The sequence below is a fragment of the Thermincola sp. GK-1 genome, assembly GCF_059412445.1.
Window position 1 is genome coordinate 257997 of record NZ_JBSQAT010000003.1, and the last position, 24564, is coordinate 282560.

General features: G+C 44.9%; 30 protein-coding genes and 1 riboswitch. Of the genes, 5 read left to right on the top strand and 25 right to left on the bottom strand.

Translation table 11 applies throughout. The annotated features are described in order from the left end of the window. Positions 1-36 precede the first annotated feature (36 nt). From ACSNJE_RS04545 to ACSNJE_RS04555, 3 genes are all read right to left on the bottom strand, one after another. Positions 37-756 carry an amino acid ABC transporter ATP-binding protein gene (locus tag ACSNJE_RS04545; RefSeq protein WP_013120076.1) on the bottom strand — a complete coding sequence of 240 codons (720 nt, stop codon included), beginning with the start codon at positions 754-756 and terminating at the stop codon, positions 37-39. Continuing rightward, on the bottom strand, positions 740-1417 hold the full coding sequence (locus tag ACSNJE_RS04550; protein WP_495252107.1) for an amino acid ABC transporter permease: 678 nt from the start codon (positions 1415-1417) through the stop codon (positions 740-742). The genes ACSNJE_RS04545 and ACSNJE_RS04550 overlap by 17 nt, the downstream gene beginning before the upstream one ends. Positions 1418-1612: 195 nt before the next feature. Then, positions 1613-2395 (bottom strand): basic amino acid ABC transporter substrate-binding protein, encoded by a 783-nt coding sequence (locus tag ACSNJE_RS04555; RefSeq protein ID WP_495252091.1) that lies wholly within the window; start codon positions 2393-2395, stop codon positions 1613-1615. 222 nt (positions 2396-2617) lie between these two features. Between ACSNJE_RS04555 and ACSNJE_RS04560 the strand changes: the two genes are divergently transcribed. Beyond that, a complete protein-coding gene (locus ACSNJE_RS04560) occupies positions 2618-3535 on the top strand; it encodes a DMT family transporter (RefSeq protein WP_495252092.1) in 918 nt (305 codons plus the stop codon). A gap of 2 nt (positions 3536-3537) precedes the next feature. Here ACSNJE_RS04560 and ACSNJE_RS04565 read toward each other — a convergent pair whose 3' ends face one another. From ACSNJE_RS04565 to ACSNJE_RS04625, 13 genes are all read right to left on the bottom strand, one after another. Continuing rightward, positions 3538-4482: a DMT family transporter gene (locus tag ACSNJE_RS04565; protein ID WP_495252093.1), complete on the bottom strand. Its 945-nt coding sequence runs from the start codon at positions 4480-4482 to the stop codon at positions 3538-3540. A gap of 17 nt (positions 4483-4499) precedes the next feature. Then, positions 4500-5525, bottom strand: coding sequence for a tRNA preQ1(34) S-adenosylmethionine ribosyltransferase-isomerase QueA (gene queA, locus ACSNJE_RS04570; RefSeq protein ID WP_495252094.1), 1026 nt, complete (start codon positions 5523-5525; stop codon positions 4500-4502). Between the two features lie 25 nt (positions 5526-5550). Next, on the bottom strand, positions 5551-7029 hold the full coding sequence (locus ACSNJE_RS04575) for a SpoIID/LytB domain-containing protein (protein ID WP_495252095.1): 1479 nt from the start codon (positions 7027-7029) through the stop codon (positions 5551-5553). A 133-nt stretch (positions 7030-7162) separates the two neighbouring features. Next, on the bottom strand, positions 7163-8323 hold the full coding sequence (locus ACSNJE_RS04580; RefSeq protein ID WP_495252096.1) for an anti-sigma factor domain-containing protein: 1161 nt from the start codon (positions 8321-8323) through the stop codon (positions 7163-7165). Between the two features lie 15 nt (positions 8324-8338). Further along, entirely contained in the window at positions 8339-9097 is a 759-nt protein-coding gene (sigI, locus tag ACSNJE_RS04585) for an RNA polymerase sigma factor SigI (RefSeq protein WP_495252097.1), read from the bottom strand. Positions 9098-9171: 74 nt separating this feature from the next. After that, positions 9172-9393 (bottom strand): DUF2905 domain-containing protein, encoded by a 222-nt coding sequence (locus ACSNJE_RS04590; RefSeq protein ID WP_052216436.1) that lies wholly within the window; start codon positions 9391-9393, stop codon positions 9172-9174. A 12-nt stretch (positions 9394-9405) separates the two neighbouring features. After that, a complete protein-coding gene (locus ACSNJE_RS04595; protein WP_013120066.1) occupies positions 9406-9933 on the bottom strand; it encodes an epoxyqueuosine reductase QueH in 528 nt (175 codons plus the stop codon). A gap of 59 nt (positions 9934-9992) precedes the next feature. Beyond that, entirely contained in the window at positions 9993-11021 is a 1029-nt protein-coding gene (ruvB, locus tag ACSNJE_RS04600) for a Holliday junction branch migration DNA helicase RuvB (RefSeq protein WP_052216435.1), read from the bottom strand. A gap of 15 nt (positions 11022-11036) precedes the next feature. Next, positions 11037-11636: a Holliday junction branch migration protein RuvA gene (gene ruvA / locus ACSNJE_RS04605; RefSeq protein ID WP_041587710.1), complete on the bottom strand. Its 600-nt coding sequence runs from the start codon at positions 11634-11636 to the stop codon at positions 11037-11039. Between the two features lie 18 nt (positions 11637-11654). Beyond that, positions 11655-12155: a crossover junction endodeoxyribonuclease RuvC gene (gene ruvC, locus ACSNJE_RS04610; protein WP_052216434.1), complete on the bottom strand. Its 501-nt coding sequence runs from the start codon at positions 12153-12155 to the stop codon at positions 11655-11657. 317 nt (positions 12156-12472) lie between these two features. Further along, positions 12473-12664 (bottom strand): ATP-binding protein, encoded by a 192-nt coding sequence (locus tag ACSNJE_RS04615; protein ID WP_013120062.1) that lies wholly within the window; start codon positions 12662-12664, stop codon positions 12473-12475. 161 nt (positions 12665-12825) lie between these two features. Then, on the bottom strand, positions 12826-13455 hold the full coding sequence (locus ACSNJE_RS04620) for a hypothetical protein (protein WP_013120061.1): 630 nt from the start codon (positions 13453-13455) through the stop codon (positions 12826-12828). An 81-nt stretch (positions 13456-13536) separates the two neighbouring features. Then, the gene (locus tag ACSNJE_RS04625) at positions 13537-14289 is read right to left on the bottom strand and encodes a YebC/PmpR family DNA-binding transcriptional regulator (RefSeq protein ID WP_013120060.1); all 753 of its coding nucleotides are present in this window, start codon (positions 14287-14289) and stop codon (positions 13537-13539) included. Positions 14290-14534: 245 nt separating this feature from the next. Between ACSNJE_RS04625 and ACSNJE_RS04630 the strand changes: the two genes are divergently transcribed. Further along, entirely contained in the window at positions 14535-15632 is a 1098-nt protein-coding gene (locus ACSNJE_RS04630) for a D-alanine--D-alanine ligase (RefSeq protein ID WP_013120059.1), read from the top strand. A 38-nt stretch (positions 15633-15670) separates the two neighbouring features. Here ACSNJE_RS04630 and ACSNJE_RS04635 read toward each other — a convergent pair whose 3' ends face one another. The 3 genes from ACSNJE_RS04635 to ACSNJE_RS04645 are packed head-to-tail and all read right to left on the bottom strand — an operon-like array spanning position 15671 to position 18082. Next, positions 15671-16411 carry a UPF0280 family protein gene (locus ACSNJE_RS04635; protein WP_013120058.1) on the bottom strand — a complete coding sequence of 247 codons (741 nt, stop codon included), beginning with the start codon at positions 16409-16411 and terminating at the stop codon, positions 15671-15673. Positions 16412-16425: 14 nt separating this feature from the next. After that, positions 16426-16839: an NIL domain-containing protein gene (locus ACSNJE_RS04640; RefSeq protein WP_013120057.1), complete on the bottom strand. Its 414-nt coding sequence runs from the start codon at positions 16837-16839 to the stop codon at positions 16426-16428. Positions 16840-16885: 46 nt separating this feature from the next. Beyond that, positions 16886-18082 (bottom strand): homocysteine biosynthesis protein, encoded by a 1197-nt coding sequence (locus ACSNJE_RS04645; protein ID WP_495252098.1) that lies wholly within the window; start codon positions 18080-18082, stop codon positions 16886-16888. Between the two features lie 140 nt (positions 18083-18222). Continuing rightward, positions 18223-18330, bottom strand: a riboswitch (SAM riboswitch). A 147-nt stretch (positions 18331-18477) separates the two neighbouring features. On the opposite strand from ACSNJE_RS04645, the gene ACSNJE_RS04650 reads away from it, so the two are divergent. From ACSNJE_RS04650 to ACSNJE_RS04660, 3 genes are all read left to right on the top strand, one after another. Next, the gene (locus ACSNJE_RS04650; RefSeq protein ID WP_052216431.1) at positions 18478-18903 is read left to right on the top strand and encodes a hypothetical protein; all 426 of its coding nucleotides are present in this window, start codon (positions 18478-18480) and stop codon (positions 18901-18903) included. A gap of 24 nt (positions 18904-18927) precedes the next feature. Then, complete coding sequence (locus ACSNJE_RS04655) at positions 18928-19539, top strand: DedA family protein (RefSeq protein WP_495252099.1); 612 nt, start codon at positions 18928-18930, stop codon at positions 19537-19539. Positions 19540-19665: 126 nt separating this feature from the next. After that, positions 19666-19848, top strand: a complete 183-nt coding sequence (locus ACSNJE_RS04660) for an H-type small acid-soluble spore protein (RefSeq protein ID WP_495252100.1) — start codon at positions 19666-19668, stop codon at positions 19846-19848. Positions 19849-19860: 12 nt separating this feature from the next. Here ACSNJE_RS04660 and ACSNJE_RS04665 read toward each other — a convergent pair whose 3' ends face one another. From ACSNJE_RS04665 to ACSNJE_RS04690, 6 genes are all read right to left on the bottom strand, one after another. Beyond that, positions 19861-20559: an HAD family hydrolase gene (locus ACSNJE_RS04665; protein ID WP_474773352.1), complete on the bottom strand. Its 699-nt coding sequence runs from the start codon at positions 20557-20559 to the stop codon at positions 19861-19863. 30 nt (positions 20560-20589) lie between these two features. Beyond that, on the bottom strand, positions 20590-21009 hold the full coding sequence (locus ACSNJE_RS04670; protein ID WP_052216428.1) for a zinc metalloprotease: 420 nt from the start codon (positions 21007-21009) through the stop codon (positions 20590-20592). A 475-nt stretch (positions 21010-21484) separates the two neighbouring features. Next, positions 21485-22525, bottom strand: coding sequence for an FAD-dependent oxidoreductase (locus ACSNJE_RS04675; protein WP_495252101.1), 1041 nt, complete (start codon positions 22523-22525; stop codon positions 21485-21487). A 27-nt stretch (positions 22526-22552) separates the two neighbouring features. Next, a complete protein-coding gene (locus tag ACSNJE_RS04680; RefSeq protein WP_495252102.1) occupies positions 22553-23473 on the bottom strand; it encodes a methylenetetrahydrofolate reductase in 921 nt (306 codons plus the stop codon). Then, positions 23457-24140 carry a methylenetetrahydrofolate reductase C-terminal domain-containing protein gene (locus tag ACSNJE_RS04685; RefSeq protein WP_052216425.1) on the bottom strand — a complete coding sequence of 228 codons (684 nt, stop codon included), beginning with the start codon at positions 24138-24140 and terminating at the stop codon, positions 23457-23459. The genes ACSNJE_RS04680 and ACSNJE_RS04685 overlap by 17 nt, the downstream gene beginning before the upstream one ends. Next, the gene (locus ACSNJE_RS04690; RefSeq protein ID WP_013120046.1) at positions 24137-24562 is read right to left on the bottom strand and encodes a hydrogenase iron-sulfur subunit; all 426 of its coding nucleotides are present in this window, start codon (positions 24560-24562) and stop codon (positions 24137-24139) included. Before ACSNJE_RS04690 ends, ACSNJE_RS04685 begins: the two co-directional genes overlap by 4 nt. Between the last annotated feature and the right edge of the window lie 2 nt (positions 24563-24564).

Genomic DNA, 24564 nt, shown 5'->3' on the forward strand with positions numbered 1-24564 from the left:
TCCTCTTATTGGGACAGCCCCGTTCGGCTTTCGTCATTATAAAATCTTACTGAGGAATGCTTTTGTTCTTTCGTGCTGGGGATTGTTAAATATCTGCTGAGGTGTACCCTCTTCCAGTATTTTTCCTTCATCCATGAAAATTACTCTATCCCCTACCTCCCGGGCAAAACCCATCTCATGGGATACTACTACCATTGTCATCTGGTGGGCTAATTCCTTCATTACCGCCAAAACTTCCCCGACCATTTCCGGATCAAGAGCGGAAGTCGGTTCGTCAAACAGCATAACCTTAGGCTTCATAGCCAAAGCCCTGGCGATGGCCACCCTCTGCTGCTGACCGCCTGATAACTGGGCCGGATAATTGGACGCCTTATCTTTCAACCCTACCCGCTCAAGCATTTCCAAAGCCATGGCCTCGGCCTGTTCTTTAGACATTTTCCGTACCTTTTCAAGGGCCAAAGCCACATTTTGCAGCGCCGTCATATGGGGAAAAAGGTTGAAATGCTGAAACACCATCCCTACTTCTTCCCTTACTTTATTGATGTTTATATGCGGATCGGTTAAATTATGGCCATCTACAATTATTTCACCGCTGGTTGGCACTTCCAGCAGGTTAAGACATCTTAAAAAGGTGCTCTTGCCTGACCCGCTGGGGCCAATAACTACTACCACCTCATTAGGTCTGATATGGCAGTTAACCCCTTTTAAAACTTCCAGTTTACCAAAACTTTTGTGGAGGTTACGAACGTGTATCACTCTTGCCAAACCTCCTTTCCAGGTAAGCTACAAATCTGGACAAAACCATAGTAAGTATCAAATACAATATAGCCACCGGAATCCAGGCTTCAAAAGGTCTGGCAGTTCTTCCGCTGATAAGGGAGCCTGTCATGGCCAGCTCCTGCACGGCTATAACCGACACCAGGGACGAATCTTTCAGCATGGCAATGAATTCGTTGCCCAGGGCAGGCAACACCCGCTTAAAAGCTTGCGGAACGATAATATACCGCATGGCCTGTCCGTAAGTCATCCCCAGAGACCGTGCCGCCTCCATCTGTCCCCTATCAATTGACTGAATCCCAGCCCGAAAAATTTCAGCTATATAAGCACCACTATTTAAACTTAAAGCCACCAGTCCGGAAACAATACTGGGAAATCTGCCTATCGCCGGCATAATGGCAAAGTGAAACATAAGTATTTGCACCAATAGCGGAGTACCCCGGAAAAAATCAACATAAACAGCGCTGAGAAACGACAGAATTTTAAACTTGGATAAACGGAGAATACTGAAGATAAGCCCCAACACAGTTCCGATACTGACAGAAATCACCGTCAGTTGCATAGTGGTTTTAACCCCAATTTTCAGCATCATTGGCAGGTATTCTGCAATTATGTCAAATCTGATTATTCCTAAAGTCATCACTTATGTTTCACCTTTCTGACAGACTTTTACAAATACCGTAGTTTATAATCGCGCATCGACTCTCAAGCGAAAAAAGATATTGGTTACTAAATCAACTTTTCTACATATTCCCATGAAAAGGCGTAATGCCCATAAACGGGCATCACGCCGAAAAAGCACACCGGTTTGTCAAACAAAAATCACAATCACAAATTATTCACTGAACCACTTGGAATAAATTTTGTCATATTCGCCGTTTTCCTTTATTTTCTTTAGACCGCTGTTGATTTTGGCAAGCAGTTCGGTATTTCCTTTAGCAACTGCAATCCCGTAATATTCTTTGGGAAAAGTTTCATCTTTTACAATCTTCAGGTTGGCGTCAGGGTTATTTTTTACATAGTTAGCAACGACACCGGAATCGGCCACAGCAGCATCGGCTTTACCGTTTCTGAGTTCGAGAAACGCTTCGGGAGTGCCCTTAAACCGTTTAATATTCCTATAATCCTTGCCAAGAAACTTGGTAAGGGCCTCGTCCCCTGTTGTTCCTTCCTGAACCGCCACAACCTTGCCTTTCAGGTCATTCAGGGAAGCAATGTTGGAATCTTTGGGCACAGCAATATAGTTGGTTGATTCAAAATACGGCTCCGAAAAATCCATTTCTTTCTTCCTGTCGTCAGTAATGGTAACAGCGGAAATAACAATATCGTTTTGCCCCTTCAGAGAAGCAAAAATTCCCTCCCAAGCAGTATTGACAAACTCAACCTCAAAACCTTCAGCTTTAGCAATAGCGCGCATAATATCCACGTCAAAGCCCTCAATCTCGCCACTGGGAGCTACTGATTCAAAGGGTGCGTAAGCAGCATCGGTACCAACTTTATAGGTTTTTACATCTTCCCCCTTGCTCTCTTCCGTAGTTGCTTTTGTACCGCATCCTACAGCAAAAAGCAAATTCAGCGCAAGGATACTCAAGACAAAAATTTTCAGGTACTTTTTCATATTAGGCCTCCTTCATTGTTTAAAAAATTCATTTTCTTGCAACAATAAATTGCTAATTCTAATTCGTTCTAAAGCTCAAAAATCCTGCTTGCGCTGTTATTTTTTCTCGAAATTTCGTAGCATAAATTTTCACCGAAGTAGTTTCCAGCTTGTTGTCTCTAATTATTGACACATGGCAGCTAATATGCAACAATGGATACGTACTTTTCTAAGGAGGCAGACATGAGCAGAAAAAACCAACTTTTGGCAGATTTAGCCCTTGTATTTGTTACCGCCGTATGGGGGGCAACTTTTGTATCCGTTAAAGAAGCCATCACTCGTGTGGAGCCTTTTTATTTTCTGGCTATCCGCTTTGGTATAGCCACCTTTTTAATGTTGCTCATCACCAATAAACGTATCGTCCAAACTACTCGGTCCACTTTATGGAAAGGTATCCTGATTGGCCTGGCGCTTTTTGCCGGATACTCCTTCCAGACCTTTGGCCTACAGTATACCACCGCTTCCAATGCGGGTTTCATTACCGGCTTATCCGTTGTCATTGTCCCTGTCATTGTTACTTTTATTCAGAAGAAACCCCCTGGCATAATTTCAGCCCTGGGCATTATCAGCGCAACAGTAGGACTGGGGCTTTTGACCATTAATGCCACCCTTACTTTTAACTACGGTGATCTGCTGGTGCTGTTTTGTGCCTTTTCTTATGCGCTGCATATTTTGTTGGTAGGAAAATATTCCCCGGACCACGATGCCTTTATTTTGGCCACAGTACAAATCGGTACCGTGGCATTAGCAAGTTTTGTTGCAGCTCTGATCAAAGAGACAGCTCCAACGGCGGAAGCTTTTAATGCACAGGTATGGCGCGCTATTTTGATCACGGCAGTTTTTGCTACCGCCCTGGCCTTCTTTTTACAGACCTGGACCCAAAAGTATACCTCTCCTACCCATACCGCCATTATCTTTACTATGGAACCCGTTTTTGCCGCTATTTTTGCTTATTTCATCGGCGGTGAATCTTTCACCCTCCGACAAGGAATCGGGGCAGTTTGTATCCTGGCGGGAATGTTAGCTGCAGAACTGGGCGGTCATGAAAAAATTAACGAAAAGATTCCGGAAGAAGCGGCTGAAAACAATCTTAAAATATAACCTTATGCTTTTACGTTTTCGATGGGATTAGTTTTCTGTCCTGTTTGTTTCCTCCGGTCATCTTTTTTCAGCCAATTACTCAAATCGGCAAAATACACGGCTAAAACAATAATCCCTCCACCAATCATCTGGGTGGAGGTTATTTTTTCTCCCAAAATAAAATAACTACTGACTACCGTAACAACCGGTATAAGGTTAATAAAAAGGGAAGAAATATCTACCCCCAGTTCCCCCATGGCATAAACGTAAAAATAGTAACCCAGTGCCGAGCAGAAAAACCCTAGAAAAAGAACGTTGCCAACCACAACCCAGTTGAGGGCGTCCCATTTATTAGTTTCAAACAAGGCAAAAGGCACAATAGCAGCCGTACCGAATAAAGTCTGGTATGTAGTAACAGCCAGACGGGAATAACGTTGGCCCAACGGCCGTGTGAGCAAACTATAAAATACCCAGGAAAAAGCGGCGCCAAACATCATCAGGTTGCCGATAAAATGCCGGGAAGCAAAACTTAAATCTCCACTTTCTTTAACTATCAGGTATACCCCGATAACGGACATGGCCACGCCAAATCCTTTGGACCAGGTGACCCGATTACCGCAAAAAATAAAATCAGCCAGAATTGTTAACAGCGGTATGGTACCGATTATAATCGAAGCAGTAGAAGCGGCAGTCAGCTTGACTCCGTTGTTTTCAAAAAAGAAATAAACGGTGATACCTATAATTCCGGAAACTGCCATCAATAAAGTATCCTTGCGTTCCAATCTGGTCCCGGGTTCCCTGATTTTAAGAAAGGTAAACAACAACAAAGAAGCAATTGCAAACCTGCTTAGGGCCAGGCTCATCGGACCCAGGGCCGCAACTGATACCTTAATGCTTAAAAAGGACAGCCCCCAGAAAATCATAACCAAGGTTATTGCCGCGAAAGGCCAAAAACGTTTTTTCGTCATGGAAGATTTCTCCTTCTTCATAAAATCATCATGGCATCGCCAAAACTGAAAAACCTGTATTTTTCGGCTATGGCCTCCTGATATGCCCTCATAATCAAATCCTTGCCCGCAAAAGCGCTGACCAGCATAATCAGTGTTGACCTGGGCAGGTGAAAATTGGTGATTAACCGGTCGACGGCTTTAAACCGGTACCCCGGATAAATAAATATATCTGTCCAGCCGCAGCCAGGTTTTAAATTACCCGAAGAATCCGCAGCAGTTTCCAGCGCCCGGCAACTGGTCGTCCCGACAGCGATAATTTTATGACCCCGGTCCCGCTGTCTGTTAATCAGGTTAGCTGTTTCTTCATTTATTTCATAATACTCGGCATGCATCCGGTGGTCTTCCACGTTATCTACCTTCACAGGCCTAAAGGTACCCAGACCCACGTGCAGCATAACTTCGGCAATAACTACGCCCTTTTCATGCATTTTTTTTAACAGTTCCTCAGTAAAATGGAGTCCGGCCGTAGGGGCGGCAGCGGAACCGCTTGCCCTGGCATAGACCGTCTGATAACGTTCCCGATCATCGAGCTGCTTTTTAATATAAGGCGGCAACGGCATCTGACCAAACCTGTCCAGCAGTTCTTCAAAAATACCTTCGTATCTAAATTCCACTAACCGTCCCCCTGATTCCGTAGTTTGCAGAACAAAGGCTTCCAGTAATCCACCGCCGAAGAGGATTACGGTACCGGGCTTGACCCGCTTACCCGGCTTGACCAGCACCTCCCACTTGTCCCGGTCAATCCTTTTTAGCAGGACAAATTCGATTTTCGCACCGCTGCCTTTTTTCTCCCCAAACAACCGGGCCGGAAGAACCCTGGTATTATTGACCACCAGCACGTCTCCCGGCTCTATATAATCGATACAATTATAAAACCTTTTATGTTCGATATTCCCGTTATCCCTGTTCACAACCAGCAACCGTGAGTGGTCTCTTGGCTCAACCGGTTCCTGGGCGATAAGCTCTTCCGGCAGTTCAAAATCGAAATCAGCGACTTTCATAATATTCCTTTCTGTTATGCATAATTTATTTGCTTATTTCCACTCCTGTATAATAAAAGGTGATTATATCCCTATATGTCTTTCCTTCTTTCGCCATCTGGTAAGCGCCCCACTGGGACATACCCACTCCATGCCCCCAGCCGTGGCCCTTGAAAACAATCTGCTCAGGAAAGACGGTTAACTTAACAGTGTTGGTTCCATCAGTCCCATAAACGCCTGCGGAACCGCCGTCCAGGGAACTGACTGTCCCGTCCCCGCTTACTGCCATCAGGCCTGACTGGCCTGTTACAGACCTGGTATTCCCCGCTGCATCCACAACTGTCAAGGAATTTTGCTGCAGGAATTCCACACTGAAAAAGTTGGACATAAAACTTTGCTCATTTAAATAAGTATAAAAACTTGGGTTAAATAGCTTGCCAAACTCACTACCCGTTTTTTCAATAGTATAACCCATTGAATCAGTAATTACTATCTTTTTCACCCGGCCGGAAGGGTACTTAATGAGTTCAATGTCTGCCAACGTACCGAAATTGGGGTCAATCTGCCGCAACTTATCCTGCACTCCAAGCCTGCCCAAAGCATCGGTTCCCGTAGCAACAGTTTCATAGGTCCAACTGCCAAACTTGCCTTTCAGACTATATGGGTCCGGTTTCCCTCTCAGGTAAGGCAGCGCCGGTCCGGACCAGACATTTTCGTTATCTTCCGTATGTCCACCGCTATTAGAATGGTAAACAGCAGAAATTGGTTCCCCCCGGTAAGTGATAATTTCCCCCTGCGTCTCCTGCACAGCCTGAGTAGCCTGCGCCCCCTCGCTGTCATAGCCGCCGTAAGCCTGATCATCGGGGGTATCCAGCAGGTTGAAACCAAGAGCAATTCTTTTATTGTAATTGACAACAGCATAAGTTCTGGCTGCCAGGGCCTGCGCCTTCAGCGCTTCAATCGGCCAGTTATTGCTCATTTCTCTAGGTACAACACCATATAAATATTCTTCCAAAGGCAAGTCGTTAATACCAGTTAAATAGCCGGAACCGAGCTTAAACTCCATGTTCCCGCGGTATCTTTTATTTATGGCTGTTTCACTACTGCCGTTAGGCGTATAACTCTGCAAAACAACCAGGTTGCTGCCGGAATGGGATTTTTCCTGTATGACTATCGGCCCGGGCGTAATGATTAACGGCTGTCCGTCCCGGATAACCTGAATTCCGGTAGTCAGGTAAGCTACCTGCCACGAAGAGCCTTCTTCCATATCACCCAAGACATTCAATGGAGGCAAAGCGCCTGCATCTATGACCTGGTAATTTCCCTGCACCGTAAATTTAACGATCCCGGCGTTTTTATAAGCAGCTTTGCCTGTACTGGCAATAACACCTATCCTGATTGTTTTCGGTATCGCAGCTTCCGCAGAACCGGTATTTCCTGATAGGAATGAGGCACATAACATCAGGGCCAGAGCAATTGTTCCTTTTTTGATGGCATACTTTAGAGCCTTGGACATCGGCAGCATTTCAGTCCTCCTCTTGGAAAATTGTTGCCAATAGGAGTTCGACAAAAAGCAACGCCCTTCCTCCCTGTTTTAGCAAAATCCTAGAAAAAACATAAATAACGAAGAGCTGCCCTATTTAAGCAGCTCCTTAGGCCTAATTCATGCTGTTATCACGGTTTCTTGTATTGTTGTCGATAATGATGGTCGTGTTGGTCTCCCGTTGAGAATCATTATTCGTCGAATTACCGGTATCAGCGGGTTTCTGGGTTCCCGGCCCGCCGGCAGCAGGCTTTTCATTTTGTTCCGCCGGTTTGGCGCCACTGTTCCCCTGTTCGTTACCCGGTTTTTCAGTGTCATTTTCCCGGGCAGGATTATCTTTCGTAAGTGTCTGGTCTTCATTATTTCCGGAGGTATTTTTACCGTCTTCTGCTGCAGCAGGTTTATCTTTACCCTGCTCCTCCTTGCTGCTCCTGTTTCTGTCGATCCGGCCGGCAATCATCAAGTATTTCTTTTCTTTTTCCGGCAATTGCTCTATTTTCTCTTCATGGGCTTTTTGCAATATTTCTTCCGGTTTGCCACCAGCCTTTTTGATAGCGTCGGTTATACTGTTGTCTTTTATTTCATCTTCGCTGATCAATATACCGGAATTAACAGCTTCTATCAGTACCGCATATTTTCCAGTAGAGATTTCTTTCTTTTTGGCTTTTTCACGAAATTCCGGCGTTACCTTCACAGTCTGTACAACTGCTGCCATTCGCTTCTCTGACAGCACGTCCTGGGTGGCTGCCACCAGTTTTTGTTCAAGTTCCTGGCTGTTAAAACCCTTATCGGCACTGGCCACCGAAATGACCACGTTATTCTCCTTTGCCTGCTTGATATAACCCATATTGGTGGCCTCATCGGTCAATGCAATGAGAGCTTCTTCAGGTTTCATACCTATAATGTCAACCCGTTTCAGCAGTTTCCGCCCGTCATTGTTAAGACCAATGGCGCTGATTATACGTTCTCTGTTGCTTATGGTAAGCTCCAGGCTGGGATTTATATCAACGGTTATCCAGGCAATAGCTTTTTCTGGTGGTTGATTTACCATAGCAGCGAAAGGAGACATCAGGGCCAAGACCAGAATGGCGGCGGCAGCTGCAATCCAGGAAAATTTTGTTACAAAGGGTCTATACGTATTGGTTTTTAAGAATATTTCTTCGCCTATTTCCGGCAGCCTTCCCCGACACCTTATACGCTTAAATTCACCCGTCGAAGTCAATACAATCACATGTGTACCTTCCTGTTCCAAAACAACTCCCGTCATTCTGTTCATCATGTCCCCTCCTTTCTACACAGCCTTTTCCACATACTGTTTCAAATGCGCAAAATCATTGATTAAAATCAATGCCACGGCTATTATGTATTTACGCTGTCTTTCCAGGGTCTTTCTGCTTATATCGACCCTTTGTTCAATAGTTTTCAAAGGCAGCTCTTTTTTTCTAAGCAGGTATTCCTTTATTTCTTCATCCCTGGAAATCAGGTGCGCCACCTCTATAGCCCGCACCCGGGCATCTTCGTGTTTCGGTGAAATCTTTACCAGTTCCGCAAAGGTTAACCCAAATTCCTGCAGTTTCTGGTTATAAATAAATATTTCTTCTTTTCTTTCTGCAGCCAAAGATGCCTGTTGATAAACTTCCTGGGATCGTTTTGCCTCTATGTGGTAAAGAGTACCCTCCGATTCGTCTTCATCCTCAGTTTCAAAACTCGATAAAGGAACCGCGTTTTTGTTTTGCTGTTCCTTTCGGAAATAATCTACCAGCCTTCGTTTGATGACCGTCTCGGCAAAACTGAGAAAAGACATGTTTTTATTATCATCATAACAGTCAATAGCTTCATTGAAAGCCATTAGACCTATACTTACTTCGTCATCCTCTCCCATATGCACAAATCTGCCGCATACTTTCGAGGTTATCTTCAATACAAATGGGGAGTACCTTTTGATTAACCGTTCCCGAGCAAAGTGGTTACCGTTTTTGGCTTCCCGGACCAGTGTTTTATAATCGGAACTTTCCTCCTTGTCAGAAGAATTTCGGAAGAGAAACCCCATGGTGGTTTACACCTCCCCGATATTATAGTCTTCGGCAATGTAATTTCTTTTTTAAGGGTTTGAAAAAATAAATTTTATTTTCTTGCTAACAAGTTTAGAATCAATGTTAACAGGATACTTAGTACTATACTGGTAACGATGGGAAAATAGAAGGAAAAGTTTCCTTTTTGATAAAAAATATCCCCGGGTAGTCTGCCAAAAGGAATAAACCTGCTACCAAAGGTAATCAAAGCGCCAAAAAGAAGCAAAAATGCGCCAATCAGCATCATTAGGCGGCCCATATTTCCAAATTCCATAAAAAAAACCTCCTATCGGCAATAGCGTTCCTTTTCACTGAAAATACATCCACAATATTGCTGCCGGTACATCTGCATTTCTTTGGACGCGGCCGTGGCTTCCTTAAACCCGGGCCGAAAGTCCTGATAATAAAAAGGTATACCGGTTTTCTCCGCAACCTCTTCACCAATCTCCTTGATCATTTCGTGTTTTTGAAAAGGACTTACCAGCAAAGTAGTGGTAAAAGCATCAAACTTGCCTTTTTTCGCTATTTTAGCCGCCCGCAAAAGCCGCATGTAATAACATATACGGCAGCGGTTTTTTTCCCGGTATACAACTTGTTGTAAAAAGTCTTCTAATTCATAATTTTCATCAACTATTAACGGCAAATCTATTTTTTCTGCATACTCTTTAAGGGTATCCAACCGTTTTTTCCACTCCGTATAAGGGTGGATATTCGGATTATAAAAATACCCCCTAACCCGGTGCTGTTCCTCCCGTAGTTTTTTAACCGGATATATGGAACAGGGCCCGCAGCATATATGTAACAGTATATTCATGCAACACCACCAAAGCTTATTTTTTCCTTAAAATTATATACCAATACAATCTAAAACTACTAACTCCATAATTCTGTCTGCTTGGCCACTTCCTCCGCACAGGTCCTGCCTAAATGCTTATAGGCTAATGGCGTGGCCTGTCGCCCCCTGGGGGTCCGGTTGAGGAATCCCAACTGCAATAAAAAGGGTTCCACCACATCTTCTATAGTATCGGCTTCTTCACCGATAGAAGCCGCTAAAGTATCAAGGCCGACAGGACCGCCCCCAAATTTATCAATAATAGTCGTCAGCAACCTACGGTCAATGCTGTCGAGCCCCAAAAAATCAACGTCCAGCGAATTTAGCGCCATGTCGGCAACTTCCTTGGAAACATGCCCGTTGGCTTTTACCTGGGCAAAATCCCGCACCCGTTTCAGCAAACGGTTGGCCACCCTGGGGGTACCCCTGGAACGGCGGGCTATTTCATAAGCGCCTTCGTCATCAATGGTTACCTGCAATATGGCAGCCGCACGCCGCACTATTTCCATCAATTCCTCAGCAGTATAAAATTCCAGCCTTAAAATAACCCCGAACCTATCTCTTAAAGGTGACGTCAGCATACCGGCCCTGGTGGTAGCCCCGATGAGGGTAAACTTGGGCAGGTCAATGCGTAAGGACCGGGCGCTGGGGCCCTTACCAATAATAATATCCAGGGCATAGTCTTCCATAGCCGGGTAAAGAACTTCCTCCACACTTCGGTTTAAACGGTGAATCTCATCTATAAATAAAATATCACCCTGGCTTAAATTGGTCAAAATGGCAGCCAGGTCGCCGGGCCTTTCAATGGCCGGTCCCGATGTAATCCTTATATTGACACCCATTTCGTTGGCAATAATATGCGCAAGAGTTGTTTTTCCCAGCCCGGGAGGCCCGAAAAGCAACACATGGTCCAACGATTCCGACCTTTGTTTGGCAGCCTCCACAAAGACCCGGAGATTTTCCTTGACCTTTTGCTGGCCAATGTATTCCGAAATTCTGCGGGGCCTTAGACTGTAATCCCCTTCCATATCTTCCTCTCTCGGTTTGGTGGAAACGATTCTTTCTTCCATGCTTTTCCCCCTTATTTAGAACCTGGCCAATTCCAGCAAGGCTTTCTTTATGGACTCTTCCACTCCCAGCTCAGGATGAGTGTTAACTACTTTGTTGACAGCCTTTCTGGCCTCATTGGGGGCATAGCCCAAAGCTATCAGGGCCTGAACTGCCTCCTCGGTGTTGGGAGCAAAATTAGCAGAAACAGGCGGGGCCTGACCTCTTCCCGGCAATTTACCTAATTTATCTTTTAATTCCAATATCATCCGCTGGGCTGTTTTCTTACCTATCCCCGGGACCTGCGTAAGTACTCCTACCTGTTCATTTACAATAGCCTGCTTAAAAGAAGAGGCGGGTACAGCAGAAAGAACGGAAACAGCTACCTTTGGTCCTATTCCGGAAACCTGGAGGAGAACTTCAAAAAGCTCCAATTCTTCTCTATCCGGAAAACCGTATAGCTGCATAACATCTTCCCGGACATATAAATGGGTAAATACTGTTACCGGCTGGCCGCAGGCAGGGAGTTTACCGATAAACGACGCCGGAACATAAACCTTGTATCCAACCCCGTGCACATCAATGATTATGTAGTCTTCGCCAATATAATTCAGTTCTCCTCTTAAAAAAGATATCATCATATTTTCCCCTTCATCTTATTTTCCCCTTATCAGGAAAATATCTTCCATCTTATAAAAATGGCTGTGACAAATTGCTACAGCCAAAGCGTCGGCAGTATCATCAGGTTTCGGTATTTCCGGCAAACAAAGAATTGTTTTGACCATGTACTGCACCTGGTTTTTATCAGCCCGCCCGTAGCCAACCACTGCCTGTTTCACCTGCAGCGGCGTGTATTCTGCAATTTCCAGGCCGGCGTTGGCGGCAGCCAATAAAGCCACACCTCTTGCCTGCCCCACGGAAAGGGCCGTACGTGTGTTTTTGTTGAAAAAAAGTTCTTCTATGGCAAAATGAGTTGGCTTGAACTCCCTTATTAACCTGGATATTTCCGAATTAATTTTCTGTAGTCTTTGATGTAAAGGCAACCCTGCATCTGTACGGATACAACCGTAAGAAACGGCATCCAGTTTGTTACCCTGAACCCTGACCAGTCCATAGCCCGTAATAGCTGTTCCAGGGTCCACGCCTAATATCAACACATGCATAACCTCCCTAAAAACCTATTTCGACACCTTCCTAACATTATCCTCCCCCCAACAGAAAAGGAAACCGAGTATAATATTGGTAGCCTAGATAATTAGTGGTTTATATTACCGCAAAGAAAAAAGAGGGTATATTACAGCTCATTTACCCTCTGAGGCTATCGACCTAAAATATTCGGGGAAAGTAAACGTTTCCGGAGCGGGGCTCCGGTTCAATCCGCCGTTTTTTATGGAGGGGTGGGTGGGGTAGCGGTGAGCCCACCTACCCCTCCAATAGACTGGCTTAGAAATATTGGAGCGGAGCTATTTGTTAACTAAACCATGGAAACAGCACGTCTCGGGCAGTACTGGACACATTTACCGCAACCCTGGCAATAAGCATTCACAAAATACGGGTCGTTATCATCCTCCCGTTCGACGGCATTGGCCGGGCACACCCTTTTTACCGGGCACCACGGCGATCTATCGCATTTCTCCGCATCAATTACAGCTCTTCTGTTATCCATCAGAATCTCCCTCCCCAATCTTTATACCCCGTTGGGGTATCTATTCATATTTTAAACTCTGCCCGATATACTGTCAATAACAAAGTTCATATTAACAGAATCAAAACCCCGTCGCTTCGCTCGGGGGTTTAAAGGAAGGTTTGCAACGCAAACCCTATTTATTATTCTTCTTTATATTCATCAAAGTTCTCCAGCACGGCGCTCAATTTATTCTCATCTTCAAATTCCAACTGGCTTTTTAACCTGGCCTGGGTATCGGGGTCCTGTTGGTTATAATTCATTGCCATGTTCAAGTCTTCCTGGATTTCAGGAGGCAGCAGGTAAACGGCTACGTTTTCCCGTTGCAAAACCTTATCGTTGTAACCAAGGGGGCCCTCATAAATGGCCAGGAAACCTTCATCTATCCCTAAATGCCTGAATTCTCTATGATAAGGACAGACCTTGTTTTCGTGCCGGGTAATAATAAGTTCGTTTGGCACAGAATCATCTATTTCCCAACCCTCTTCGGGGGGAAACTCCTTCGCCAGGGCCTCAAAATCCATGCCTATATATTTGCTGGTTGTGGGTATGGTAGTATAAACTTTATCATTGCACGCAAAAACCAGCGCTTTGGCTATCCTGGTATCGGCCTTGATACGCGGTTTCCTTTCCACCGGTTTTTTGGCTGCAGACTCCGAAGTATATATGCCCGGCAGCCATCCGTCAAAAAAGGCATAACAGGCTGTAAAACTTAAAACAAACAGAATCCCCAGCGCAACAGCCAGTTTCTTTTGCCAACTCCCTTGCCTCATCTTACCCCTCCTTTCAATACTCTTGTTGACTAATAAGTATTGCCAGAAAGGAGGGAAATTATTCATGAGGAAGTAATCAAACTACCCGATCATTTCCATTTGCTCGTCAGAAATCTCGAAGTTGGCATAGACTGCCTGTACATCATCATGGTCTTCCAATAAATCCATCAATTTCATCATCTTTACGGCTTCGTCGCCTTGTACGGCCACCGTACTCTTTGGCAGCATGGTTAACTCGGCTACCTCAGGTTTTAACCCCTGGGCTGTCAGGACTTCTTTAACCTTGTGCAGGTCTTCCGGAGCAGTGATAATCTCTATCATATCGTCCTCTTCTTTCATATCTTCCGCTCCGGCATCCAACACGAGCAGCATTAAATCGTCTCCGTCCATAGTCACTTCTTCTTTATTCAGGGTAATTAAACCCTTGTTTTCAAACATCCAGGCCACACAACCCGATTCACCCAAGTTACCCCCGTGTTTAGAGAAAAGGTGGCGAATTTCTCCTGCTGTCCTGTTCCGGTTATCGGTAGTGACATTAAGCAGAACGGCCACACCGCCGGGACCATAGCCTTCATAGACAATTTCCTCGTAATTTACACCGGCCAATTCCCCGGTAGCCTTGGCAATGGTCCGGTTAATATTGTCCATGGGCATGTTAGCTTCCCGGCACTTCTGAATTACCGCTTTCAACCTGGGATTGGCTTCGGGGTCACCCCCGCCCTGCTTTACAGCAACAATTAATTCTTTACCCAGCTTGGTAAAAATTTTGCCTTTCTGAGCATCCTGCTTGGCTTTTCTATGTTTAATGTTAGCCCATTTAGAATGACCGGCCATATCCAATCCTCCTCTTTCTGAATTAGCCGAAATTATTTTAGCATAAAAAACCCTGTCTTTCAAAGGAAAAAGATATATTATGTCATTCCGCCTCCCGCCAAAAGCCTTTGTATCATATAATTAATATTGGATGAAAAGTTTGTGATTTTAGGAAACCACAGAGGAATAAACCGACTCTTGTTGAATAAATCATATCTTGTAGACACCAGTGGCTCACCGGCGGATTAAATTAAGGAGGTCATCCGATGAAAAAAAACAGAGTAGCAGTAATTTTCGGCGGTAAATCGGGCGAGCATGAAGTATCCCTTGCCTCGGCCAATTCTGTTTTGCAGGCTTTAAACAAGGAAAAGTATGAGATAATTCCCATAAAAATATCCCGGGAAGGAAAATGGTACATTCTATCCTCACTTAATACATTTGACAGCAACATCAAATGCGAAGCAGCCATCCTGGCCGACCCCACGGGGGATAACCTGGTTAACTTACAGGAAAAAGAGCCGGGCCAAATTTTCTTTACCCGCGAATCTGTGGATGTGGTTTTACCGGTCTTACACGGTACCTTCGGCGAAGACGGCACACTGCAAGGACTCTTGGAATTAGCCAATATCCCCTATGTGGGCTGTGGAGTTGCCGCATCCTCGGTAGGCATGGACAAAGCCATGATGAAAGCCATGTTTGCCCAACATAACCTGCCCCAGGGAAAATACCTGACATTTCTCCGCAAGGAATGGGAAAAAGACCAAGACCCTATATGTGACGAAATAGAAACCGCTCTCGGTTATCCCGTATTTGTAAAACCGGCAAATTTGGGTTCCAGTGTAGGTATTTCCAAAGCAGCCAACAGGGATGAGCTTGTAAAAGCCATGCACCTGGCGTGTCTTTACGACCGCAAGGTTGTAGTGGAAGAAAATATCAATGGCCGGGAAATTGAAGTAGCCGTTCTCGGCAACGACGAACCGGAAGCCTCCATTGCCGGAGAAATTGTCCCCTGTAATGACTTTTATGACTACGAGGCCAAATATATCAGCGGGACTTCGGAATTGAAAATTCCGGCCCCTTTGGATGATAAAACTATGAACGAAGTAAGAAAATTGGCCGTCAAGGCCTTTAAGGCGATCGATGGAGCCGGGCTTTCCCGCGTTGACTTCTTTATAAAAAAAGATACCGGGGAAATTTTAATCAACGAGATTAACACCCTGCCCGGTTTTACAGAAATCAGCATGTACCCCAAATTATGGGCTGCCACCGGTCTACCCTATGATAAGCTGTTAGACCGGCTAATTGAACTGGCCATCGAACGTCATCAGGATAAAAACAGAAACAAAACCGTATACTCCGAATAACACGCTCACAAAAAGGGGCTGTCGAGACAGCCCCTTTGTTAGGCCCTGGGCACTATTTCTATATCTCCCCAGGCCGATAACCGGTCGTCTTTTATCACCAGAACCCCGGTTACTCCTTTAATTCGTTTGGCGGCTTCAACGCCTTTTACCACATCGTCTTTCGTTTGGATCAGGTTGCCGACAGCAGTGGCCGCAGCGTCTGCCAAAGCCGCCGAAGGGGCAGCAATTACCACGGCATCAGCTTTACCAAAACTCAGGGATGGGCCAACAGTTCCCGAAGAAGTACACAAGCCCAGGGGACTTTCCCCAGGGTAAACTTTCAAGGCCAACTTATCGGAAAAAGGCGACTGACCTGCAAATATTCCGACGATTCTGGGCTTTTTAATACATAAAAACAAGTCGCCACCGTTTTCAACTATTACTTCTTTTACCTTCTTCAGCAAGGCTCTGCCCACCCGCTCGGCCATGGCTCCTGCCACGGCTGCCATTGGGCCCACTCCGCAGGAGTTGCCCGCCTTTACCATTTCCAAGGCTATGGGCGGCGCATCTTCATAAGCTAAATGCGGTTCGAGAGTTGTTTTGAAAATGGGGTCGCGCATAATGTAATCTTCTAATTGGGTGCGGTAAAACCTGGTTATTTGTTCGGCTTTTTTAGGCAACTCGGGAACATAACTTTCCTTATCCACCAAAATCATCATGTCGCTATCCTTAATGACGACCCGGAATGGGACCAGGTCCTTGGCGGAAAACGTTTCACGATAAGTACGGTCTACATACATAATTTACCTTCCTGTTACCTGCCGTTAAAATTAAGCTCAATAGCTTTCACCGGGCAGGCCTTGAGACACAAACCGCATACTATGCACTTTTCTTCATCAAAAGCCACTTCCATGGAGGGCCTGATTATATATAGGGCGCCCACAGGGCATAAACTGGTGCAGTGACCACAATGAGTACATCTGTCAACATCGCGGACAATATCTTCCGCCAATTTTTCTACGGTAACACCCTGCTTTTTCAAAAAATCAATTCCCTGGTCGTAGCTGGATGTTTCACCCGATAGTTCCATAACCATAAACCCTTCCTTACGGGGGTTAACATTTGCTTTCAGCACATTAACCATCAAACCGAAATCCTTGACCAGATGGTACAACAAAGGTTTATCTACAATCTGAGAAGGAAACCTCAGGACTATCCTCTTTGTCAATTTTCCGCACTCCTTTCTAATTCACATTCGAACGCCGCGCCTACGCCTACACTTCTTTCAAAGGTTTGGACTGGATGCCGGAATCTGCTCCCGGCAGGCTTTGCACGGGCTCCGTCAAAGTAAATTTACCCTGTTTGATCCAGTCTTTTAAAATATTAGCTATTTCCCGGGCTTTCGGATAACTGGAAAGGGGCGCTGTGGGGACTTCTTTCCCGTTGATTTCTATCTTGCCTGACTTCAACTGAGCGTAACTTACCCGGCCGAGAATTTCTCCCGTTCCCTGTGGGTAGGCTTCGCTATAGTCCACTATCGGACAGAAAATGTCCTCATCCTTCACCGCCGTAAAACGCAGCATATCCTCATCAAGTATGGGGATAGGAATACCCAATCCCACCGTAAGAGTAGAGCCATAACCGAGGAAACTCGTACCTCTTAGCCAGCGGGCATCCATTTGCTTCAGGTCGCCAATGACAGCGATGGTCCCCGCTCCACCCAAAGGCACGCCATTTTCGCCACGGGGCACACAGGGATTATGCTGAGTACCGTGCCAGGCCACATAGCCAATACCGCCCCCAAGGAAAATTCTTGTTCCAATACCGATGGTCCGGTAGTATGGGTCATTTAACAAAGGGCTAAGCTGACCGGCGCTGCAGTAATGGGCATTACCCAGGTTAGGCTTTAAAACTCCCATATATGTATAAATGGTCCTATCAGAAAGGTTTACGGCACAATTGTAGTTCTGGTAAGCATTGCGCGGATTAAAAAGAGTCGCTTCATTTATATCGTCAAGGGTTATATAAGTCTCAATCTTTTTTCTGGGATAACAATCAGTACCGTAGCCGATAGCTTCAAATTTAATTTTCTTACCCAGAAGCAGGTCCTCAATAACATGCCCGCCGCCATACCGAAATTCGCCCGGGTGATTGCTGTTCAGGGGATCATATTCTGTAAGTTCGTTTACCCCCAGGTATGCATCGACTGCAGCAATACCTGTATAGGCAGGAACTCCATTCATCCAAACTTTCTGCATCTTAATCCTGGGTTTCGGGTGACCAAAATTAAAAAAGGCTCCGGAAGAACACATGGGCCCAAAGGTCCCTGTAGTAACTACATCCACTTCCTCAGCTACTTTCTGCACGCCCTGCTCTTCAACCATAGAAATAACTTCCTCTGCTGTAACAACTACCACCTTACCGGCTTTTATTTTTTCATTAATCTCGTCATAGGTCCGCTTAATACCCATTTCCTTCCCTCCTAATTTAGCGAAAAATAACAAAAGTTTCTATCAAAACCTCAAGGAAACTTTCCCTCAAAGCAAAATTCCCTAAACATAAAAAAACCTCTTTTCTGGTCAAAAAGAGGTTATAACTTCAGTTATACATCCTCTTATCTGCCAGAAGCCGAACTTCTGCAGGAATTGGCACATTCCGTCTCTTCAGACGTTGTTGCCGGGTTTCATTGGGCCAGTCCCTCCACCTCTCTTGATAAGAGACTAAAATATTTAGCTGTTTTAAATTTATGTTAGCAACTATTATATTAAATGTCAATCATTTTTTGTAATTCAAGAGGATATGGGCTAATATTAATCTAAGTAATAAAGAATGATTTTATTACCGCACAGCGTATCCGGAGGGTAAGATGGCACATTTTACAGTTCAACACATCCTGATTATGCGATTGGTTACACAATTTAACTTCCCATCCTTTAAATCTATTCATACTTTGCTGTACCTGGCCTCTGCCAATAATCTGGAAAAACACGATATTGGGTTTTACGATTTTATCCGCACTGCTTCGGGAGTTTACAGTTTTTCTCTGCAATCAATCATAGAAGAACTTATACAAGGAGAATTGATGGACAGAAAAACCATCAAGCTGACGGAAAAAGGCCACCACGCTTACTACGCATTAGCCCGCGCCCTCACTCCGTTTGAAGACTACTGGGCAAGGTGTGTCAGCCAGATTAACTTAAACCCCGATTTCGACCAGTTACAGAAGTCGCTGAAAAGACACGTCTTGTATCGTAAAGCGAAAATTAACGGCAAACTATTCCCGGTTGACTAAATTCAATATAACCAGGAGGCACAAATGACGGAAATTTTATCAGATTTTTTTAAATTAGTCATTCTGGCCATTGTCAAAATGCATTATTGGGGCATTGGTATAGGTATGGCCCTGGAAAGCGCCTGTATACCTATTCCCAGCGAAATTATATTGCCTTTCGGCGGTTACCTGGTTTCCACCGGAAAACTATCCTTTTGGGGGACCGTATTAGCAGGAACTATGGGCGGAACAGCGGGTTCTGCCCTAGCCTATCTGGTGGGCCGGGTTGGCGGACGTCCTTTTATCACCAGGTTTGGCAAGTATTTTTTTATTTCCCCGCAGGACCTAAAAAAAGCAGAAACATGGTTTGCCAAATACGGCGAAGCCACAGCCTTTTTTACCCGGCTACTCCCCATTATTCGCACTTTTATCTCATTACCCTGCGGTATAGGCAAAATGAATTTTACCAAATTTCTCCTTTATACATTTCTTGGCTCTTTACCATGGTCCGTGGCCCTGGTCTATGCGGGGTACAAAATGCGAGAGCACTGGGAGCGCATTCGCCTTTGGTTCCATGAAGCAGATATTTTCATTATTATCGCCATTGCAATAACTCTCATCGCCTACTACCTGAAAAAGAAAAGGTGCTGGCGCTAAAGGCGATTACTGCGTGAAAGTTTATCCTCAATTCTTAAGCCGGTGAACAAATGAATAATAGATATTTCTCTGTGGCAATATAAGAACAAATATTGTAATAAAAAATGTAAAAGGAGACGAGGTACTATGGATTATAAACGCGCAGAAGAAATAGTCAATTCACCGGAAATTATTGACGTAAGGTATAACGGCGCCCCAGTATGGATTGAAGGCTTAAATCCCGAACAACAAACAGCAGTGATTTCTTCCGATGTTTTTGCGGAACCTGTAAAAACCGTCCCTGTGCGGCAGTTAACAGAGAAACACTAGGACAGTTGTGTTTTATTTTTCGCCATTCTTTATAATATCTGGTATCTCTTCAAGGCTTTGGACAGATACGAAGTCCCCGACTGGCGGTTCTTCTTCAAAATCCCATGTATGTCGGTGGTAAACATGAATACAGTTAAACCCCACCTTTAAGCCTGGGTTAATATCACCTTTCATACTGTTCCCCACTACCCAGGACTGCGCAGGTTCAAGTCTGTTTTCCGCCGCAATTCTCTTATACTCGACGGGAGTTTTATCCGGAACCACATAAACTTTTTCAAAATATTGCGCCAACCCTGTTGCCTTTAGACGTTTAACCTGCGTTTCCGGTTCGCCTTTGGTAGCCAAAAACAGCCGATAATCACGTGCCAGTTCCTTTACCACTTTCTCTGCTCCATCAATGAGAACCACGGGGGCATCAAATACCTTCCAACCAAGCTGTTCCAGCCAAGCAGCCGTTGTTCGGCAGGCCTTCAAATTATGAAGAGAACAGTAATACTCGTATGTTTCAACCAATGCTTTAGGAAAACATTCTTTTAAAAACCCACCGCAGTTGAGAACATTCCGAATATCAAACTTGTTTAAAGTATCCAACGCCTCTGGGATAGAAAAACCCAGTTCTTTCATTTTTGCCGCAAATTTTTCCTTGGCCTGGTCAAAATAAATGGTTGTCTCAACCAGTGTATCATCAAAATCAAATATAATCCCCTGCAAAGAAAAGTACCTCCCCTCCAATGCCTTCTTTTATGCCCTGGCCTTAAACAAGGCTATTAATTTCCGGCCGTCAGATTCCTCGGGAATCAGGTTAAGCAGAAACAGATAAGCGTTAACAAAGGCGCCGGTCAACCATCCAGCTCTTCCCCAGCTTACAGAGCTATGATAGGCAGCGAATAAAGCTATAATTAAAATGATGAGGTGTACCATTAAACCTGAACCGTGCATAAATCCTTTCTTCAGCATAAGCTTTTTAGTGTGTCTGCTGATAAATACATCAACATATCCTCGGCGCTTGAAGGGAATTGTCCAAAGCTGATAACCAACTATTTTAAAACCCGCCAACCTGGCGGCCACATAGTGAGACAGCTCATGTAAAAAGGTTGACCCTATTAAAAATAAAACAAAGGCTGCCCCAATAATTATAAGATTATAAACAAAATGATGCACGTTGGCCACACTCCGGAACATAAAATATTACAAAAAGAAGGGAAGATTAAGATGTCCATGTTAAGTTTTCGCAAATTTCCATTTAAACATTCTGTGCCCTGCCCGAGCGGCATTTACTGGGAGGTTAGCCCCGGAGATACATTATACTTGATCGCCAAAAAATTGAATATTCCATTAAAAAAACTTCTTGCGGCAAATCCTGATGTGGACCCCCGCAATCTCCAAATAGGCAGTAAGATCTGCATACCCAAAGTGGATTAGCGATTACAGGCCGAGATATATTGCCTACAGCCTGTGGAAAATAGTTCAGCAAAGGTGTTGGCGAACTGTTCATAAATTTTGTACCAAAAACCTTTGTAAGCGGAATGGCCCAAATCACCGGGAGAGGCCATGGAAGGCCGAGCGACTGTGAGCCATGGATGGCCATTCAATCGAGACGGTGATTTGGGCTATAAAGCGAACAATGTTTCGCTGTTCATAATGTGGAACAAAGAAAATCAACTACAGCGCCGGCAGCTGCCTTTCCCTGTTCAATACTCCCCGGTATATCTTTGGGAGACTGGCACGTTCCGGCAACAAAAACCGCTTCTTTATTTGTAGCAACAGGATTTAACGGGTTCACGGCAAAGAAACCATGTTCATCAGTTTCCAGACCAAAAATTTCGGCCAGTTTTGCCGTATCTTCACCCGGCAAGATAGCCGACGAAAGGATTATGATATCAAATTTTTCTTCAATAGCTTCACCCGTTATTGAATCAGCATACCTTACAGTTAACCTGTCATAGGGGAAACTGAAAATCTTGGCCGGAATTCCCCTGATAAAATGGATTTTGTCATCTGACCTGCAAGATTTAATGAAATCATCAAACCCTTTACCAAAGGTCTGCAAATCCATAAAGAAAATCGATATTTCCGCTTGGGGTAGTTCCGCCCGTAAGAGTTTGGCCAGCTTGGCGGCATACATGCAACATACCCTGGAACAATAGTTATTGCCCAATACCAAATCCCTGCTGCCGACACACTGGATAAACCCTATCTTTCTGACTTCACCAAAGGCTCGTACCACTGAGCCTTTTGTCTTTAAAGTTTGCTCTAATTCCAGTGCAGTAACTACATTAGGGTGTTTGCCATAGTGAAACTCTCCTTTTAAAGCTGCATTAAAAGGTTTAAATCCGGTAGCCAGTATTATGGCAGCCACGTCAAGTTTTATTTCCCCCTGTTCTGTTCCTATTTGCACCGTATAGGCTCCTGCCCTGCCGGTCATTCCTATAACATGGCTATTGCAAAAAACGGTAATCAGTGGGTGTCTTTCAACATATCCTTTTAACTGCAGCACCAGGCAGGTCCCGCACTTATTACATTTTTCTGTGGCTTTACAACAGTAAGTATAGGCCCAGCCGCCCATATCCCTGTTTTTTTCTACCAGAAATACCAAAAGTCCCTGGTCGGCAGCTTCTAATGCAGCAGCCATCCCAGCGGTACCGCCGCCAATAACAAGAACTCGTTTGTTATGCAAAGTATTTCTCCTCCGCCAAACATAGGGTTAATTTATTTGAGGTCTTGGATAGAGGTTGGCCCTCTTAACAATCTCAGGAATAATTTCTTCCCAGGCAACAGCCATTATGTGCACTCCGGCAATACCTTCCATGGTCTTCAGGTAGTTTATTTGCTCCACGCATATCTTGATGCCTTCTTCCTCTGGGTCCTTCGCAGCCTTAAGCCGTTCAATGAGTCTGTCGTCAACAATCATTCCGGCCACCTTATTTTTGATAAAACCAGCGGCCTTCCAGGACCTTAGAGGGGTTACCCCAGCCAGAATTTTAACCTTTTTATGCAGCCCTGCAGCCCTGACTATTTCCATCCATCTTTCAAACCTTTCCATATCAAAAATACTCTGGGTTTGTACAAAATCTGCTCCTGCTTCAATCTTTTTGGCCAAGCGCAATACACGGTACTCAAAAGGATCGCCAAAAGGGTTAGCTGCACAGCCCAGGAAAAGTTCCGGCCGTGGGCCCTTAATTTCTTCACCGTTAGCAAAATAGCCTTTTCTCATGCCGTCCAGCATTTTTAACATCTGAATCGAATCTATATCATAGACGTTTTTAGCAGTAGGGTGGTTACCCAAGGTCTGGTGGTCTCCGGACAGGCAGAGAACATTCTTAATCCCAAAAGCCGCCGCTCCCAGAACATCACTCTGGATAGCTATGCGGTTCCTGTCCCTGGCTACAATATGAATGTTCGGCTCGATGCCCATTTGCTGTAAAACAATGCCTGAAGCGATACTGGATAGGCGTACCACGGCAGTTTGGTTATCAGCAAGGTTTATTGCATCACAATAATCTCTGAGCATTTCGCCGTGATGAGCAATGACTTTGCCTTCGGCATTTTGGGGAGGATTTATTTCACCGGTAACAGCAAAATGACCGGCATTTAATACCTTTTCCAGTCTACTTCCTGCCTTCAAGGTATAATTCCTCCCTTACCAGCTTTCTCGGGCCGCCATCACGACTAAAACGCCAGTTTTTCATGCCCATTATTTCCTTCAGGTTATCCAGTTTCCTCAAGCGGGTAAGGCGTTCTATAATCAGGGCCCAACCACATTCAATTTCGCCCTTCCCCACTTCGCACTTGCCATGCTGCGATCCACCGCAAGGCCCGTTAAACAAGCTTTTCGAACAACGAGAAACCGGGCAAATGCCGCCTGTTTGTCCCAACACGCAATCTCCGCATGCCTGACACCTTTCCTCCCACTTACCTAAAGCAATATTGGCACCTAAAAATTTAGTATTAAGAGCCGGATAAACATGTTTATTCCTGAAATACTCGGCACATAGCTGCACACCCACTCCGCAGGCCATAGACAGAATTGCCTCCGCTTCTTTCGCCTCATGCCGCAAACCAGCCAGGTACTCAAAGTCGCACTGCCGCTCTACAGTCTTTTCAAAAAACTCTACACGGCGTTTTTCTTTGTTACAGGCCAGATTTAACTGGGAACCAAGAATGCTAACTTCCTTTTCCCCGCCGGCTGAACATACTGTAACACAACCACGACATCCTAAAATCAATACTTTCCCGTGGCTGTTAACGACTTTCAGGATTTCTTCAATGGGTTTTCGTTCGGCAACAATCATTTTATCACCTTCCCGGGATTTGGCCCCATCTCCCTAAGCTTGTCATACATTCCCCGGACTATCTCTACAAACTCGTGGCCCATATTTCCAGCGATATAATAAATGCCAACCCGTTCTTCTTCAATACCGATTTCCTTAAGCATTTTTTTAACCTGCACAACGCGTTGACCCGCTCGGGAATTGCCTTTAAGGAATCTACAATTTTCCTGGTGACACGCCAGTAAAATAGCTCCGTCAGCCCCTTTTTCCAAGGCCTTCAAAAAATATATAACATCTATTTTTCCAGCGCATGGCAATTTTATCAAATCTACTCTGTCAGGATAGCATAACTGCATTTTACCTGCCTGCTCCGCCGCCAAAAGGCCCGAATTCTCACAACAAAAAACAACAAGTTTTGGCTCAAAGCTGTTCTGGTTATTCATAG